Below are 15,613 nucleotides of genomic sequence, written 5' to 3'. Positions count from 1 at the left end.
CAGTTGTACATGTAATGATTTTGAATATAATTTGCCTTTATTATTCTTGGTCTTTCTATTGCTAAACACTCTGTTTAGCACATATGTATTATTCTTATAAAACTCGCTGTTAAAATTATCTGGAACATAAAATGTCTGAACTAAAATCGAATGCGATAAGCCCACAAGGGTCTCTAAACAATATACATGTCAATGCCGAAGAAGTGTTATTAACGCCTGAGCAGCTTCGCGAAGAATTGCCGCTGTCAACAAAGGGCCGAGAATTTATCATTAATGCACGACAAGATATTTCTAATATCATTCATAAAAAAGATCATCGTTTTCTCGTGATCAGTGGTCCTTGCTCTATCCATGACGTTGAAGCTGCTAAAGAATATGCTCAACAGCTAAAAACACTGCATGATCAATATAAAGATACCTTATATATTGTGATGCGTGTTTACTTTGAAAAACCAAGGACAACGGTAGGTTGGAAAGGCCTGATTAATGATCCACATATGAATGGTTCATTCGATGTAGAAAATGGCTTAAGAAAAGCACGTGAACTATTGTTATATCTAACGGATTTAGGTTTACCTTTGGCAACTGAAGCACTAGATCCAATAAGCCCCCAGTATTTAGCGGAACTTTTTAGCTGGTCTGCCATTGGTGCTAGAACGACTGAATCGCAAACACATCGCGAAATGGCAAGCGGTTTATCAATGCCAATAGGCTTTAAAAACGGTACAAATGGTAGTTTAGATGTGGCAATTAATGCGATGCAATCTGCTGCATCAGCACATCGTTTCATGGGAATAAACCAGCAAGGGCAAGTTGCCTTAATTACAACATCGGGTAACCCTGATGGTCATGTTATTTTACGAGGTGGTAAGAAACCGAATTATCAAGCAGATGATATAGCGCTTTGTGAACAGCAATTAGCAAAACATCACTTAGAACCAGGTATCGTTGTAGACTGTTCTCACGGTAATTCAAACAAAGATTATCGTCGTCAACCTATTGTCGCTGATGATGTGGTTGAACAAATTGTTAATGGCAATAAATCTATTATTGGTATTATGCTTGAAAGTCATTTAAATGAAGGTAATCAAAGCGCAAATTTACCAAAAACGGAACTACAATATGGTGTTTCAGTGACTGATGCATGTATTGATTTTAGTACGACAAAAGCATTGCTTATGCGAAGTGTTGATCAATTAGCCACTGTTTTAAAAACGAGAATTCAATAAAGTATAGTTATGGATAAACCAGACATCACTGTTGAGCTTACGGCTTTACGAGACCAAATAGACGAGGTAGATAGCCAATTAGTTGAGCTTCTTGCAAAGCGTCGTACGATTACCAGTAAGGTTGGTGCGCTGAAAAGCCAAGTAGGCATGCCAATTTATGCGCCTGATCGAGAAACTCAGCTGTTGATGAAACGTCGAGAGCAAGCTGAGCAAGCGGGCGTTTGTCCTGAGCTTATAGAAGATATTCTTCGTCGATTAATGCGAGATTCTTATCGAAGCCAAGATGCCAGTGGTTACCGCTGTGTAAACCTTGATTGCAGAAAAGTAGTCGTCATTGGTGGGGCTGGACAACTTGGTGCAGTATTTGTTGATTTGTTCACTCGCTCTCATTACGCGGTGGAAATACTGGAGCATGACGATTGGCCTAGAAGTAAAGAGATACTTGCTGACGCTAGTTTAGTGATAGTTTCAGTGCCAATAAGGTTAACCACCAACATTATTGGACAGTTATCCCAACTGCCTGATGATTGTATTTTAGCGGATTTTACCAGTGTAAAAGCATCGCCATTGTTTGAAATGATGAAGGTGCATAATGGGCCTGTGGTTGGTTTACATCCTATGTTTGGTCCAGATGTTTCTGGTTTGATTAAACAAACTATTATTGCATGTGAAGGTCGTTCACCAGATAAATATCAATGGTTATTAGAACAGTTCACTGTTTGGGGAGCTAAAATTCATGCCGTTAGTGCCCATCAACACGATGATGCCATGTCGATGGTACAAGTAATGAGACATTTTTCTACTATTGCTTATGGCTATCATTTAATGGCTGAAGGCGCTGAAATATCTCAATTGGTAGAGATGAGTTCACCTATTTACCGTCTAGAGTTGATTATGGTAGGGCGATTGTTTGCGCAAAATCCTATTTTATATACGGATATTATTTTTTCAAACCGTGAAAATGTTGCCATGATGAAGCGTTTTGCTTATCGTTTTCTTGAATTATTAGAAGATGTAGAAATGGGCGATAAAACCGCTTTTGTCAGCATGTTTAATCAGGTTTCTGATTGGTTTGGTGATTATGCAGAAACCTTTTTACATGAAAGTAAAGCCATGTTATTAAAAGCAAACGAATTAAAAAAACATTGATATAACATGAAAAAACAATTTTTGAGCTGTTGTTTAAGCATTGGTTTGTTAGCAGGTTGTGCCTTAAATGATACAGAGCAGATGGCAGAGGGCGATATATCACGCCAACAGTTACTGTCTTCTCAAGTGCAATTTTCTAATGGTTACCACCAATTTCACCTTAGTGAGGAAGAAACGGCATTAATACGGGAATGGCCCGATAGTACTCACTTTGATGTTTATTTTGGTACATGGTGCCATGATAGTGAACGCGAAGTGCCGAAGTTATTGAAAATTATGGACGTAAATAAAGCGTTTTCGTATCAGTTGATCGCGTTAAATTATCAAAAAACAGAAGCAAAAGGACGAGCTAAAAAAGCGGGAGTGCAGTTTACACCAACGATTGTTATTTATGTAGATGACCAAGAAATCGGTAGAATTATTGAGCGTTCAAGAAAATCATTAGTGGATGATATAGATAAGATGATAAAAAAACACAACGCCTAGGCGTTGTGTTTTTTGTTACTCTTCGTCGTCTGATTTAAACAAACAATGCTTGGTATAATCGGCAGCTTCGTTAGCTGTCCAATCTCCTTTGGGTTTTTCTTTCATCGCTTCACACCATGCTTTAGAGCCCACTTCAGGGGCACAAGCAACTAGTAATATTGAAGTGCATATTACAGCAATTACTTTAGTCATTTAGTTTGTCCTTTTATACCAATAGAAATAAATAATGTTTAAAATCGAAAAGCAATGCCGATGACGACATTTGCTTCAAACCAAAGGTTATCTTCAAATTGTGCATGGCAGCTTTCAGCTTGGCAAAATATATTATCGTCTTCATCAACTAAGCTTGCATAACCTCTAAGCTCAGTAAAAAACGATAGATTATCTGAAAACTCGTAGCGAGTACCTAAAGCAAGTGTTGCTGAAGGATAGAGCTCATTGTTTTGTTCAGTTTCAAATGCTGCGCCACCTAAACCAAGAGATACGGTTGTTGTGTAGTTTTCTTGCTTAAAAAGCGCAATACCATTGAAGTGACCATATAAAATGTCGAGTGATTGCTGGCTTTGATCATACTCGCTAATGAAGTCATGTTTAACGTGGTTAAAAAGTACTTGCCCCATACCGGTTGGTGAATCAAACCAAGCGATTCCTAAACCATAATTGATACCGTCATCAATGGTAATAGTTTCGCTATTGTTGAAGCCGTTCAAATCGGGCGCCCAAGATTGACCCACATGAGCACTAAATTCCCACTCTGAAGCCTTAACGGAATTGTTCACCATTATCAAAGAAACAATGATTATCATTATTAAAATACTGTGTTTCATTGCAGCAATCTCTCAGTAACGTTGTTAATTAAATAATTCAGATAATTTTTCTTTCGCTTTTTCTTTGATTTTTTCTTTTGCTTTGTCTTTGAGTTTCTCTTTTTGTACTTTTTTGGTGTGACGCCAAATTTCAGACAACGCTTCTTTAATAATAACACTCCCTAATTGGCTCGCAGGCAACCCTTGTTCACCACCAATATTGGTTAAGGTAATATCTGGTAATGTTGCTTGATGTTCTTTATTACCTAATGCTGATAAATCCATTGATAACGCAGTGCCTGCTAAAATAACCTTTTTAATCGCTATTTTGGGCTCAGCTTTCGTGCTTGGCGCTTCTTCTGCTTGTGATTTAGGTAAGTTTTTTCCGATAGTATCGATTAACTCTTTGATGTTAGCATTTCCTTCCTTGGTGAACTCTACAAATGCTTCAGGTTTTTGAATAACGATAGCATCTAAAACAATAGGTTCTTCAATCAGACTTTCAATATTAATATCGAGAGTGATTTCGTCTAAAGTGAATGCATTTGGGTAGTTGTATTGGCTAGGGTTAGGTAGATTTAAACCATAAATGCTGCCTGCACCTTTGGCTAATTGAATGTCGACTTGATTAACGGTCACATTTTGTTCTGTTACCTGATGCCCAACAGTTTCAATTTGTGTTTTGACATATTCATTTAGTGAGCCACCAGCAATAAACCATAATGCTCCGCCGCAAAGAAGTAGAATTACTACAATAATTGAAGAAATAACTTTCACTTAATCCATCCTGTTAGTTTCGTGATATGGTTTTTCTTAGTATATCGGGAATTTTACTAAATGTTTGCACTTCTCTGAAATTTCTTCATAAATTTATTACGTATGAAGACTATTGAGTATTTATTGCGATATGTTTAGCGGCTTGAATAGTCGTTTTTACGTGACATGTTAACGTGAAATTCACACGCTAACATGTAACATTACCTACGAGAATATCTATGAACTGGTGTTTAGCGCACTGCTAGGTACACTGGTTGGATTAATATGTTCGATAGGGTAACAACCGAGTACTTTGATAAAATTTGTGATTGACGTTAACGATCTTATCGCCTCTTGCATGGTAATTTGCTTTAGGTTTGCTTCTACATCAATATAAAACATTTCTTCCCAAGGGCGACCTTGAATCGGCCTTGACTCTAGTTTACACATGTTAATACCGGCATTTTTGAGGATCACTAAACACTCAACTAATGCGCCAGGTTTTTGTCCTGTAGCAAGAATAAAAGTGGTTTTTGCAGGAATTTGCTCCGCAACTTCTATTGGCTTTCTTGCGACTAAAATAAAGCGACTATGGTTTTCTGATTGATTAGCGATTGCTTTTTCTAGTGCATGCAAATTGTACAGTTTACCACCTTCTTCACTGCCTATAACAGCAACAGTTGGATCTTGTAATTCATTTGCTTTTGCCATGGCTTCTGCAGTGCTTTCGCAATATTCAATGCGCATGCCACTTTGTTTATCAAGAAAGTTACTACATTGTGCGAAAGGTTGGCCGTGGGCGTAAATCGTTTTGATATTGCTAAGGCTGGTATTAACTGCAGTAAGTAAACAATGTTCAATTGGCTGGGTAATTTCACCAACAATTGAAAGGTTAGTGTGTTGCAATAAGTCGTAAACTTGATTGATACCGCCTGAACTTGTATTTTCGATTGGCAGCATTCCGTAGTCTGCGTGTCCTGATTCAACCTGTTGTAAAATTTCACTAAAGCTTTGGCAACCATGTTCGATAATTTTTTCTGCTCTTCTCGAAAAGTAACGGTGACTGGCTAAATAGCTATACGAACCTTTGTTGCCTAAAAAAGCCACACTCACTGCTGGCATTTCAATGTTAGGGTTAGCAAGTGTTTGTAAATAAGCCTGTTGATTTAACACTGAATCTTCAATGATGGTTTGAAAAACGCTGGTAACATAGTGGGCATCAAGGCCATATTCTCTACCTTGCTTAATTAGGCGAACGAGCAAATCTTGCTCGCGTTGTTGGTCACGGACAGGTCTAATTTGATGCGCTTTGCTTTTAGCAACATTTAGCGTAAGTGAACGGCGTTTTGCAAATAACGCAAGTAATTCTTGATCAAGTTGCGTTATGTGTTCTCTGATTTTATTAAGATCTAATTCTTCGCTTACGGACATAAGGGGTGTTTCCAACGTTACTAATAATAAAGATTCTTCTTGGCATAAAAAAACCTCCGCTTGGGAGGTTTATCGCTAATTCTGTACGACAACAACTCTCCCTAGTGCTGGGTTCTAAAAAAGATAAAGATAAAAGAGAGTGTTATATTGTTCATCGGTTTACTTTAGCTAGCACGCCGGTGTTTTTCAACAATTTATTTATACCTATTTGACATCAACCGTTTGTACTTTGCTATATAAGCCAGCTTTTGGCATGCATTACGGTAAACACTGCCACACAATGGTTAACGCGCACAATAAACTAATACCCCAAATAATACTACGCAACGTACTAATATTAGCCAAATAGAGAATGTGATAAAAGATGCGCGCAACAATATGGGCTATAGCAAGTTGCTGAATGAGTTCGCCAGTATGGTTAGTTGCGATCGCTAAAATAACCGCAGGCGCAAAAATAATGACAGACTCGAAGGCATTTTGGTGAGCTGCTAATGCGCGAGCACCAAACCCGGTTAATTTTGCTTGTTGGCTTCTTGGGGCCTTGTTGTTGTAGCCTCCAAGTTTGTGCATCGCAATTGCAACAGGTAATTTAGCAATATACGGCAACAATAGGGCAATGAGTAAACAGCTGATGAGAAGAGTCATGTTGGTTCCTAATAACTTAGCAAGGTTAGTGTATATTTAGTTTTTCCAGGTAAAAATGGGGATGTCTTACCGTCCAGCCAATCTTGATGTCCTACTGCAAAATAAGGGCTCCAAGGATGGCTTGCTTGACTCGTGGGCATATGAAAAATACCATGCTCTTCATAGCCTGGTGATACTACCATACGCTGAGAAGCTCCAAAGTGAGCACTTTGTACTCTTGGCATATAACTATCACCCGGCATGGGTGTTGTTGGCATTGATAACCAACTCGAGAGCAGTGGTAAGCCTTTCGCTAACGGGTGTTGTATCGCAGCTGTATTTTGTTGCCCCCACGTTGCGCTAGTAAGGTCTTGATCTTTCGTTAGCGTTTGAAAGGTTAGCTCAAATGCCAAGATAAAAGTTTGCTGCCACTCTTCATCTGGCAACCATAAGAAGTTATTCGGTTGTTGGGTGACTAATTGCCATAGCGGTATTTCTAATTGATGGCGGATGGAACGAATGTCAAAAGACTTATCAATGTTTTCCATGTTAGCTGCTAATTGACTAAATACGCGATCACGGAGCGCTAAACGAAAGTTTCTGATCAAACGATAGCTTACTGAATCGACACTTGCCGATAGTTCGGTTTCTGCGAGTAATAAGGTTTTTGCTTCTTGCCAATCAGGGTATTGCTCAATGATATCGGTGGTTAATACCTGATCGATAATAAATTCATGCCAACGATCTAAAAATACAGCGTTATCATCAAGTGCAATATCCAGTAGTGTTGTTTCATCGAAAGAGTTTTCTGCAAATAAGCGTTGTGAAATTTGTTTCGCACGTGCACCTAGTGCGTAACCGCCGTTGCCTAGTTTTTTCAGCATATCTCCGCCAACAACACGGGCATTTGCCGTCCATAATCGTTGTGTTTTTGGGTTATAAATGCTGGGGTAATCTGTGGCTGGCAAATATCCATTCCATTGATACTTACCCTTCGCCCACGATACAGGTGTTTCACCAAAGGGTTTATTTCGTTTAGGGATCTTTCCTATTATTGTCCAGCCAATGTTACCGTTTTTATCCCCAATAACCATATTTTGTGCTGGAATACCGGTATTTGCTGCAACGGTAAATGCTTGTTTTACCGTTGCAGCCGATTCTAATTTCAATAAGCCTAAATTCACTGCCGTCGAGTCGTGTGCTGTCCAGCGATAAGCAAGTAATTGACCTAAATGGTTTTTACCAATAACAGGTCCCCAAATAGTTTCTTGAAGTTGTACTTCTTCTGAAAGTTGTTGCTTAATTGCTACCATTTGTGTGGTGTTGATAAAAGGTTTAAAACCTTCTGGTGTGAGGTACTCAGTGTTTTGCTCATTGGTTTCTAATACGATCACATCACTAAAGTCGCCATAACTATTGGTGAAACCCCATGAAATATGACCGTTACTGCCTGAAACCATGGTAGGGGTGCCGGGCAGTGTAATGCCAGTTATATCGGTTGTAGCATTATTGTCTTGATATATAAACCGGGCACGATACCAAGTGTTAGGAATACGTAACGTTAAATGCATGTCGTTAGCGACAATAGCACTACCTGTTTGAGATAAAGCGCCTGAAACTGCCCAATTATTAGAGCCAGGTAATGCTTCGGTGTGTTTGTGTGTATTAAAAGCATCAACTAACGTTAATACTAAAGAATGGGTGTTCTTTGATGGAGTTGTTGAAGATGTTGCACTAGGCCAAGGTGTGTCTGGTAGTGGTGCTGGTTGATATGAAGTGCCATCTAATGCGGCGTCCCAAACACTGCCTTTGGGGTTTAAAAATTGATATACCTTGTCATTTAACAACGTTTGCAATAATCCTAGTGTTCTTTCTCGCTTTCCATCTTTATGTTGTAAATCTAAATACATAGAAAAGACCGCTAAAATACTGTCTTCTGGGCGCCACTCAACTGGTCGCTGTTGTAACAATAAATATTCGAATGGGTAAGCTTTTAAACGTCTTAAACCTTCGTTTACACCTGTAGTGTAGGCATCAAGTATTATCTTTTCGTAAGGTGAAAGCTGTTGAACGATATCTTCTGCACGTTGACGAAACCGATGGATCCGAACTGATTTGTCATAGGAAAGTGCAGTGGCACCAAATAAACTTGATAATTCACCCGCGGCGTTTCTTCGTAAAGTGTCCATTTGAAAGAAGCGCTCTTGGGCATGTAAAAAGCCGGTAGCAAGCGCTAGATCTTGCCTATTATCTGCTGTGATGGTTGCCACACCGTTACTGTCGCGCTCTATCATAACGCTTTTTTCTAAGCCAAATAATGTTGTTTTACCTTCAAGTTGTGGTAATGAGCCATCTATTTGGCTGTATAGCCATGTTGCTGCCATCGAAATGATTAATAACAGTAGAAGTAAGCCGGCAGCGAGAGATTTTTTTACGCGATTCATCAGTAGGTAAATAAAGGTAAATGTCTTATAAATTTAGAGTACCTGAAATGTGAGAAAGGAACAATGTACGATACTTACTTCGCCTTAACTGGGCTGAGTTGTTGATGGAAGTGCGCAGTAATAAGAAAAAACTCCGTGATATAACAGTTTGATAAATAAAAAAGCTTACCGTTTCAGTTGATTGGCTAATTTCTTATCCCGAGTTCAGGTTAAATACAGCGGTTAGATCGTGAGATTATAGAACGCTGTAAAAACGAGCGATTGTCTTTGTAAAAAAAGTGTTAGCCGAAAGCTAAAAACAATGTAATAATCATAGATAGTGCAAGGACATGGCATTTCGCCAATCGCAATTCTTTTTTCGGTCAGTTGTTCAATCGTTTATCAAACAAGATGTTTTTGCTTGACCATGTTTGTTTATAGTGCAACACATCTAGATTGATGTGTGGGCGTATTTTAGTAGAGAATAAAAATGTCACAAACACATTCACGTTATATCCAAGTTGGCGATTGGTATTTTGAAATCAAAGCCGTTCGTGCATTGAAAGTTGATGAGTATGGTGAGCCATATCAAGCTATTGCAAATTGTAATATTAATGGCAATAAAATGTACATTGATGGTTTATTGAATAAAGATGATGATGAGTTTTCTAAGCATGACTTTAAAAGCTTTTATCAATTTGCTCAAAAAATTGGCTTAGATGAAATTTCATATCACCGCTTCCAAAATGGCGAATCGGTTCATAAAGAAATACTTGTTGCACCAGAGAAACAAGTAACGGCTTCAAAAACTGTCAAGAAAAACCCTCAAGAAGAAGTCAAGCCTGATGTTGTACCTATGCGTTTGGTCAAATAATATCGTAACCATTTTCGTGTAGTGTGAAGGTTGTTTCACAACTGAAACGCATGTCATTAAAACTTACAAATAGCGAATTGCTATCTTAGCGTAGCGTTGGTAACGTTAAATTACGCTCGTTAATGAATGAAAACTCATGTCTATTGTTAGTCCATGGAAGCACGACTTTCCAGTTTATCTATCACACGCACACCCTAATCTTTGTTATTTAGATTCTGCCGCCACATGCTTAACTCCAAAACATGTCGCTGATGCGGTGTTTCACTATCAATGTTATGCCCATGCAAATAGTCATAAAGGCTTATATCAGCTGAGTGCCAGTGTGACTGAAAGAGTCGAACAAGCTCGCGAGAAAGTCGCACATTTTATTGGAGCACAAAGTGGCGAGAATATCTCGTTTAATCATGGTACCACTGATGCTATTAATATGGTGGCATATAGCTTTGTTGAACCTTTGCTTATCGAAAAACAAGATGGCGACCAAGCTAATATAGTGATCAGTGCAGCTGAACATCATGCTAATTTACTGCCTTGGCAACGTTTAGCTCAACAATACAATGTTGAGTTGCGAATTGCGCCTTTGAACAAAGATGGCACAATCAATCAAGCAAACTTATCCGCATTGCTTGATAGCGATACAAAATTATTGGCAATTACACATTGCTCTAATGTACTTGGGTTGATGAATCCGGTATCTAATATTTGTCGTATTGCTCGTAATAAAGGTATACCAACGTTAATTGATGGTGCACAAGCCATTTGTAAAGGGTCAGTCAATGTCAGTGAAATCGATTGTGATTTTTATGTATTCTCAGCCCATAAAATTTATGGTCCAACAGGCTGTGGCGTTTTATACGCAAAAGGAAACCTTTTTGATAACATGCGCCCGTATCAATTAGGAGGCGGGGTAATTGAGTCAGTAAGTTATCAACAAAGTCGTTTTATTGCTGGTCCGCTCAAATTTGAACCGGGATCTCATAATGTTGCTGCGATTGTTGGCTTAATTGAAGCGATTGATTACATGGCGGACATTTCATGGCATGATGTTAATCAATATATTGATAACTTAGCAGGATATTTGCATTCAGAGCTTGAAAAATTACCCTTTTATCAACCGCTGATAAAGCGATGTGCCACCGATGTCGAGGAGAAAATTCCTACTTTGGTAAGTTTTCAAGTTAAAAAAGTACATTGCCATGATATTGCCAGCTTACTTGATAATGATGGCATTGCAATTCGTGCAGGCCATCACTGCGCGCAACCGTTACATCAAACATTGGGTGTTAACGCAAGTATACGCGCGTCATTAGGGTTGTATAATGATGTCTCAGATATTGATAAATTAGTGGCTAGTTTAACAACGGCACATAAAATGATGGCACTTTAATGTTGGAGTTATGCACTTGGCTTTAACCAAAAAACAGCATGTAGATCACACTAAATCTCAGCACCAGTTGTATCAAACTGCTTTACTTGCTCATCATAAACACCCTGTTGGCTTTGAGTTGGCAATTAATGCAGATGCTTCATATGAAGGTGTGAACCCCGCTTGCGGTGATGAAATTACGGTGAGTTGTGAAATCAAGCATCAAGGTGAATTATCAGTGATTAAGGCCATTGCCTTTCATGGGGATAGCTGTGCTATTTGTCGAGCATCTGCATCTATTATGTGTCAAGAAGCACAAGGGATAACTTTAGTTGAGGCTATGCTAATGGCTCAGCAGTTAACAGGGGCATTATCTACGAACATCTCAATGATAGGGGAGCTTGCAGAGCAGTTTTCGCCACTATTGATGATTCAACAGTTTCCCGTTAGAAAACAATGTGCATTACTGCCTTGGAATACCTTAATGGAAACACTAAAATGTTTGCAAGACCAGCCTTAAAGGGTTAACACATGCAAGAAAACTGGTTACAAATTGTAGGCAATTTTTCAACTGAGCAAGACTATGTATTAGCGACCATCGTCGCTACCAAGGGTTCAACGTATCGAAAAACAGGCACCATGATGTTAATTTCTGCGCAAGGACAATGTACAGGTTTATTAAGTGGCGGCTGTTTAGAGGCTGATATTGCTTTACACGCTCAAGAGGTGTTAAGAGAAAATCATACAAAACTACTTACGTATGATTTAAAAGCTGATGCTGACTTATTATGGGGTCTAGGATTAGGGTGTGACGGTGCTATTGATATTTATCTACAACCACTAACGAAAATAAATAACCATCTTAATTTCGTATCATTACTCAAGGCTGTGCAGCAAAGGCAATCAGGATATTATTGTCAGCAAGTGGAAGATAAAAGTGCAGGGATGGCTGAATTTATTACGGCTAGCAACGATTTTGATCATGATAATATTCAGCGCGAATTACCCGAAGGAGATTGGCTGATCACACCGGTTACACCGGTATTTTCTTTATTAGTGTGTGGGGCTGGTCCTGATGTAGCACCGTTAGTTACTATGATTGAGCAATTGGGTTGGCGAGTAACTTTACAAGATCATCGACAAGCATATTTAGACCAACCAGCATTTGCGCACTGTTTTGCCAAGCGTAAATTACGACCAGAACAATCAAATGCTGGTGACTATCAGGGGTTTGATGCTGTTGTTGTGATGACTCATAATTTAAATAATGATGGTGAGATACTTAAGCATGCGTTAGCGGCTAATATTGGCTATATTGGTTTATTAGGTCCCGCAGGTCGGCGAGATAAGCTACTTAATGCGTTGTCGTTAACGGCATCTGATGTACAACAACAAGTTTTTGCTCCTATTGGGCTAAATATAGGGGGACGAAGTCCACAAGCCATCGCGTTGTCAATTTGTGCTGAAATTCAGCAGTTTATTAGTCATCAATTTCAGTCGAGTCAGATAAAGTCATGGCGTATTCAACAATAGAAAGTGAGCTGGCTGTAATCGTATTAGCGGCCGGTAGTTCATCAAGGCTGGGTCAGCCAAAACAATTAGTTGAAGTGCAAGGAAATAAGCTCATTGCAAGGCAGTGTGAGCTTGCGCTAACACTCACTAATAATGTGCTGGTAGTTGTGGGTTGTTATGCAGAAAAAGTCAGTGATGCGGTCAATCACTTACCCGTTAATGTGGTGAATAATCCAAATTGGCAACAAGGTATGGGAAGTTCAATAGCAGCAGGGATTAATGCGTTGCCTTCAACGGTGAAGGGGGTAATGTTACTGTTGGTTGATCAATGGCAGTTAACAGCTGCAGATTTAGCGTTAACCAAACAAACGTGGCAACAAGCATCGAACAGTATCATTTGTGCGCGCGGTAAAAGTGGTGCATTTTCGCCGCCAATTATTTTTCCCCGTGATTACTTTAAGCAACTTAAACACATACCACCAGATTCTGGCGCTAAGGCGATTGTAAATCAACATGGCGATAATGTTATTTCTTTATCATTAGAAGCAGCATTTGCAGATTTAGATACACCAGAGCAACTTCAACACTGTTTACGTTATTTTCAGACTATGAATTCTGATCTAGCTTGATAAAATAGCGAAAACTTAATTATTTTTGAGAACATCATGTCTTCATTACAAGATCAACTATTAAAAGCCGGCCTTGCCACCAAACAAAGTGCGCGTAAAGCAAACACGGAAAGACGGAAAAAGAAAAAGCAGCAAAAAAGTGGGCAGCAAGTTGAAGCTAGCTTACAAGAGAAAGTGCAGCAAGATTTAGCTAAGCAACAACAAGAAAAACAAATAAAAGATTCAGCATTAAATGCCCAACGTCAACAGGCATTAAAAGAAAAAGAAGATAAGCTGAGAATTGTACAAATTTTACAGCATCATCAAGTAACAGGCGTCGATGGTGAGAAAGTATATAACTATACTTTTAACAATAAAATTAAAAAAATGCATTTAGATAACACAAGTTATGATGCCTTAGTTAATGGGCGTTTAGCTTTGTGTGGTGTTGACGAAATAACGTATTTAGTGACCTCTGAAACTGCTGACAAAGTGGCTGCATTAGCTCCAGATGTGTTGTTGGTGCAAAACGATAAAGTTACCAGTGATGTTGATGAAGACGACCCGTACGCTGAATATCAAATTCCAGATGATTTAATGTGGTAGCGAATATATTTTACTAAAGTCAGGTCTAATAATATGCGAATGAACTCATTGGCTAGTTCATTCGTAGTAATGTATTTATATTCATTGGTATTATTGAGGCAAGGCAGGTTATGAAAAAATCGATTAGCAGCGCCGTTAATCTTCCGGAGCATAGTGTTACAGATGAGAATGTTTATTTAGCGCGTCGTACTATGCTAAAGCAGCTTGGCTTCGTAGGTGCTACGGGTTTATTAGCAACGCCTTCTCACGCATCAGCACTTGATTGGTTTTCAAGTAATAAAGATACAGCACAATTTAAAACAACCCCGTTAACTTTCAAAAAAGGAGCGCCTTTAGATGAAACGTTAACGCCAGAAGCAAAAGTCACTTCTCATAATAATTTTTATGAATTTGGCACCAGTAAATCAGATCCAGTAGAAAATGCTCAACAGCTACAGGTTAACCCTTGGCAACTTCGAATAGAAGGCGAGTGTGAAAAACCGATTACCTTAGATTATGATCAGCTGTTATCAATGTTTACGTTGCAAGAACGTATATACCGGTTTCGTTGTGTAGAAGCATGGTCCATGGTGATCCCTTGGATAGGCTTTCCGCTTGCTGATTTGTTGAAAAAAGTGCAACCAACATCAAAAGCGAAGTTTGTTGCCTTTCAAACGTTATATGATCCTAAGCAAATGCCTGGTCAGGCAAGTCGTCGTATGGGTGGCGGTATTGATTACCCTTACGTTGAAGGGTTGAGAATTGATGAAGCCGTTAACGATTTAACGTTGTTATCGGTAGGGCTTTACGGAAAAACATTACCGCCGCAAAATGGCGCGCCGATTCGCTTAGTAGTGCCTTGGAAGTATGGCTTTAAAAGTATCAAATCAATCGTTAGCATTCGTTTGGTTGAAAAAATGCCGCCAACAACCTGGAATATTTTGGCGCCAAATGAATATGGCTTCTACGCTAATGTTAACCCTAACGTTGATCATCCTCGCTGGAGCCAAGCTAGCGAACGGCGATTAACTACCGGAGGCTTGTTTGCTCGAAATCGCATAGAGACTTTGCCATTTAATGGCTATGGTGAGCAAGTTGCTGAACTATATCGAAATATGAACTTAACAAAACACTTTTAAAGGTTGTTATGAGAAGAGATACACTTACGTTAAAGGTGTTGATTCACGCGATAAGTTTAACATTATTAATCAATGTCTATTATATGGCCATCACAGATCAGCTGGGTGCAGATCCTGTCGAGTACGTGTTACATTTTACCGGTATTGGCGCATTAAATTTACTAATACTAAGCTTAGCCGTTACGCCATTAACAAAGTACATCAAGAAGCCTTTTTTGATGCAAAATAGGCGATTAATTGGTTTATATGCTTTTCTATATGCACTATGCCATGTGTTGAGTTTTTGGGCATTTGAAATTCAATTTAACCTTGCGCTATTTTTTGAAGAGATTATTGAACGACCATACATCACATTAGGTATGGTAGCGTTTATCATCCTAGTGCTGTTAGCTATCACCTCATGGTCAGTGGTTAAAAAGCGTATGGGAAGGCGCTGGCAAAAACTGCATAATTGGGTTTACCTCGCTATCTTACTTGGGGGGATACACTTTTATTGGTCGGTGAAAGCTAGTGTAACTGAACCGGTTATTTACGGAGTGATTATCACTATTTTACTCTTTTTAAGGAAGCGTAAATTCTTAAACTCTTAATAGCAAATAACATTTGATATTGTAATTTCAATCAA

Annotated in this window: 17 protein-coding genes; 11 read left to right on the top strand and 6 right to left on the bottom strand. The window is 38.9% G+C overall.

Going from position 1 to position 15,613, the window contains the following annotated elements; translation table 11 throughout:
• Window positions 1-131 precede the first annotated feature (131 nt).
• The 3 genes from QUE72_RS15165 to QUE72_RS15155 are packed head-to-tail and all read left to right on the top strand — an operon-like array spanning window position 132 to window position 2,864.
• A complete protein-coding gene (locus QUE72_RS15165) occupies window positions 132-1,229 on the top strand; it encodes a 3-deoxy-7-phosphoheptulonate synthase (protein ID WP_286269912.1) in 1,098 nt (365 codons plus the stop codon).
• Window positions 1,230-1,238: 9 nt separating this feature from the next.
• Window positions 1,239-2,378, top strand: coding sequence for a bifunctional chorismate mutase/prephenate dehydrogenase (gene tyrA / locus QUE72_RS15160; protein WP_286269910.1), 1,140 nt, complete (start codon window positions 1,239-1,241; stop codon window positions 2,376-2,378).
• Window positions 2,379-2,384: 6 nt separating this feature from the next.
• A complete protein-coding gene (locus QUE72_RS15155) occupies window positions 2,385-2,864 on the top strand; it encodes a TlpA family protein disulfide reductase (protein ID WP_286269906.1) in 480 nt (159 codons plus the stop codon).
• A 15-nt stretch (window positions 2,865-2,879) separates the two neighbouring features.
• Here QUE72_RS15155 and QUE72_RS15150 read toward each other — a convergent pair whose 3' ends face one another.
• The 6 genes from QUE72_RS15150 to QUE72_RS15125 form a co-directional block, all read right to left on the bottom strand.
• Entirely contained in the window at window positions 2,880-3,056 is a 177-nt protein-coding gene (locus tag QUE72_RS15150; RefSeq protein WP_074498497.1) for a DUF3012 domain-containing protein, read from the bottom strand.
• 38 nt (window positions 3,057-3,094) lie between these two features.
• Window positions 3,095-3,691, bottom strand: coding sequence for a hypothetical protein (locus QUE72_RS15145; protein WP_286269903.1), 597 nt, complete (start codon window positions 3,689-3,691; stop codon window positions 3,095-3,097).
• A 24-nt stretch (window positions 3,692-3,715) separates the two neighbouring features.
• Window positions 3,716-4,447, bottom strand: a complete 732-nt coding sequence (locus QUE72_RS15140; protein ID WP_286269901.1) for a DUF748 domain-containing protein — start codon at window positions 4,445-4,447, stop codon at window positions 3,716-3,718.
• A gap of 216 nt (window positions 4,448-4,663) precedes the next feature.
• Window positions 4,664-5,857: a chorismate mutase gene (locus QUE72_RS15135; protein WP_074498500.1), complete on the bottom strand. Its 1,194-nt coding sequence runs from the start codon at window positions 5,855-5,857 to the stop codon at window positions 4,664-4,666.
• A 258-nt stretch (window positions 5,858-6,115) separates the two neighbouring features.
• On the bottom strand, window positions 6,116-6,502 hold the full coding sequence (locus QUE72_RS15130) for an MAPEG family protein (RefSeq protein WP_074498501.1): 387 nt from the start codon (window positions 6,500-6,502) through the stop codon (window positions 6,116-6,118).
• 8 nt (window positions 6,503-6,510) lie between these two features.
• Window positions 6,511-8,925 (bottom strand): penicillin acylase family protein, encoded by a 2,415-nt coding sequence (locus tag QUE72_RS15125; RefSeq protein WP_286269899.1) that lies wholly within the window; start codon window positions 8,923-8,925, stop codon window positions 6,511-6,513.
• A gap of 469 nt (window positions 8,926-9,394) precedes the next feature.
• Between QUE72_RS15125 and QUE72_RS15120 the strand changes: the two genes are divergently transcribed.
• From QUE72_RS15120 to msrQ, 8 genes are all read left to right on the top strand, one after another.
• On the top strand, window positions 9,395-9,778 hold the full coding sequence (locus QUE72_RS15120; RefSeq protein WP_074498503.1) for a hypothetical protein: 384 nt from the start codon (window positions 9,395-9,397) through the stop codon (window positions 9,776-9,778).
• A gap of 136 nt (window positions 9,779-9,914) precedes the next feature.
• Window positions 9,915-11,165 (top strand): aminotransferase class V-fold PLP-dependent enzyme, encoded by a 1,251-nt coding sequence (locus QUE72_RS15115; protein WP_074498504.1) that lies wholly within the window; start codon window positions 9,915-9,917, stop codon window positions 11,163-11,165.
• 16 nt (window positions 11,166-11,181) lie between these two features.
• Complete coding sequence (locus tag QUE72_RS15110; protein WP_175573105.1) at window positions 11,182-11,664, top strand: iron-sulfur cluster assembly scaffold protein; 483 nt, start codon at window positions 11,182-11,184, stop codon at window positions 11,662-11,664.
• Between the two features lie 11 nt (window positions 11,665-11,675).
• The gene (locus tag QUE72_RS15105) at window positions 11,676-12,677 is read left to right on the top strand and encodes an XdhC family protein (RefSeq protein WP_074498506.1); all 1,002 of its coding nucleotides are present in this window, start codon (window positions 11,676-11,678) and stop codon (window positions 12,675-12,677) included.
• Window positions 12,659-13,285, top strand: coding sequence for a nucleotidyltransferase family protein (locus QUE72_RS15100; protein ID WP_074498507.1), 627 nt, complete (start codon window positions 12,659-12,661; stop codon window positions 13,283-13,285). Before QUE72_RS15105 ends, QUE72_RS15100 begins: the two co-directional genes overlap by 19 nt.
• Before the next feature lie 36 nt (window positions 13,286-13,321).
• A complete protein-coding gene (locus tag QUE72_RS15095; protein ID WP_286269894.1) occupies window positions 13,322-13,870 on the top strand; it encodes a DUF2058 domain-containing protein in 549 nt (182 codons plus the stop codon).
• Between the two features lie 110 nt (window positions 13,871-13,980).
• Window positions 13,981-14,988 carry a protein-methionine-sulfoxide reductase catalytic subunit MsrP gene (gene msrP, locus QUE72_RS15090; protein WP_286269893.1) on the top strand — a complete coding sequence of 336 codons (1,008 nt, stop codon included), beginning with the start codon at window positions 13,981-13,983 and terminating at the stop codon, window positions 14,986-14,988.
• 8 nt (window positions 14,989-14,996) lie between these two features.
• Window positions 14,997-15,578 (top strand): protein-methionine-sulfoxide reductase heme-binding subunit MsrQ, encoded by a 582-nt coding sequence (gene msrQ / locus QUE72_RS15085; RefSeq protein ID WP_286269892.1) that lies wholly within the window; start codon window positions 14,997-14,999, stop codon window positions 15,576-15,578.
• The last annotated feature ends 35 nt before the right edge of the window (window positions 15,579-15,613 follow it).

Origin of the sequence: Thalassotalea hakodatensis (assembly GCF_030295995.1) — a bacterium.
Lineage (GTDB): Bacteria > Pseudomonadota > Gammaproteobacteria > Enterobacterales > Alteromonadaceae > Thalassotalea_C > Thalassotalea_C hakodatensis.
Note: the sequence above shows the minus strand (reverse complement) of the source record. Positions and strands in the feature narration are given on the sequence as shown.

Coding starts and splice junctions, on each gene's coding strand:
- QUE72_RS15165 (WP_286269912.1), top strand. CDS start 132: ATGTCTGAACTAAAATCGAATGCGATAAGCCCACAAGGGTCTCTAAAC.
- tyrA (WP_286269910.1), top strand. CDS start 1,239: ATGGATAAACCAGACATCACTGTTGAGCTTACGGCTTTACGAGACCAA.
- QUE72_RS15155 (WP_286269906.1), top strand. CDS start 2,385: ATGAAAAAACAATTTTTGAGCTGTTGTTTAAGCATTGGTTTGTTAGCA.
- QUE72_RS15150 (WP_074498497.1), bottom strand. CDS start 3,056: ATGACTAAAGTAATTGCTGTAATATGCACTTCAATATTACTAGTTGCT.
- QUE72_RS15145 (WP_286269903.1), bottom strand. CDS start 3,691: ATGAAACACAGTATTTTAATAATGATAATCATTGTTTCTTTGATAATG.
- QUE72_RS15135 (WP_074498500.1), bottom strand. CDS start 5,857: ATGTCCGTAAGCGAAGAATTAGATCTTAATAAAATCAGAGAACACATA.
- QUE72_RS15130 (WP_074498501.1), bottom strand. CDS start 6,502: ATGACTCTTCTCATCAGCTGTTTACTCATTGCCCTATTGTTGCCGTAT.
- QUE72_RS15125 (WP_286269899.1), bottom strand. CDS start 8,925: ATGAATCGCGTAAAAAAATCTCTCGCTGCCGGCTTACTTCTACTGTTA.
- QUE72_RS15120 (WP_074498503.1), top strand. CDS start 9,395: ATGTCACAAACACATTCACGTTATATCCAAGTTGGCGATTGGTATTTT.
- QUE72_RS15115 (WP_074498504.1), top strand. CDS start 9,915: ATGTCTATTGTTAGTCCATGGAAGCACGACTTTCCAGTTTATCTATCA.
- QUE72_RS15105 (WP_074498506.1), top strand. CDS start 11,676: ATGCAAGAAAACTGGTTACAAATTGTAGGCAATTTTTCAACTGAGCAA.
- QUE72_RS15100 (WP_074498507.1), top strand. CDS start 12,659: ATGGCGTATTCAACAATAGAAAGTGAGCTGGCTGTAATCGTATTAGCG.
- QUE72_RS15095 (WP_286269894.1), top strand. CDS start 13,322: ATGTCTTCATTACAAGATCAACTATTAAAAGCCGGCCTTGCCACCAAA.
- msrP (WP_286269893.1), top strand. CDS start 13,981: ATGAAAAAATCGATTAGCAGCGCCGTTAATCTTCCGGAGCATAGTGTT.
- msrQ (WP_286269892.1), top strand. CDS start 14,997: ATGAGAAGAGATACACTTACGTTAAAGGTGTTGATTCACGCGATAAGT.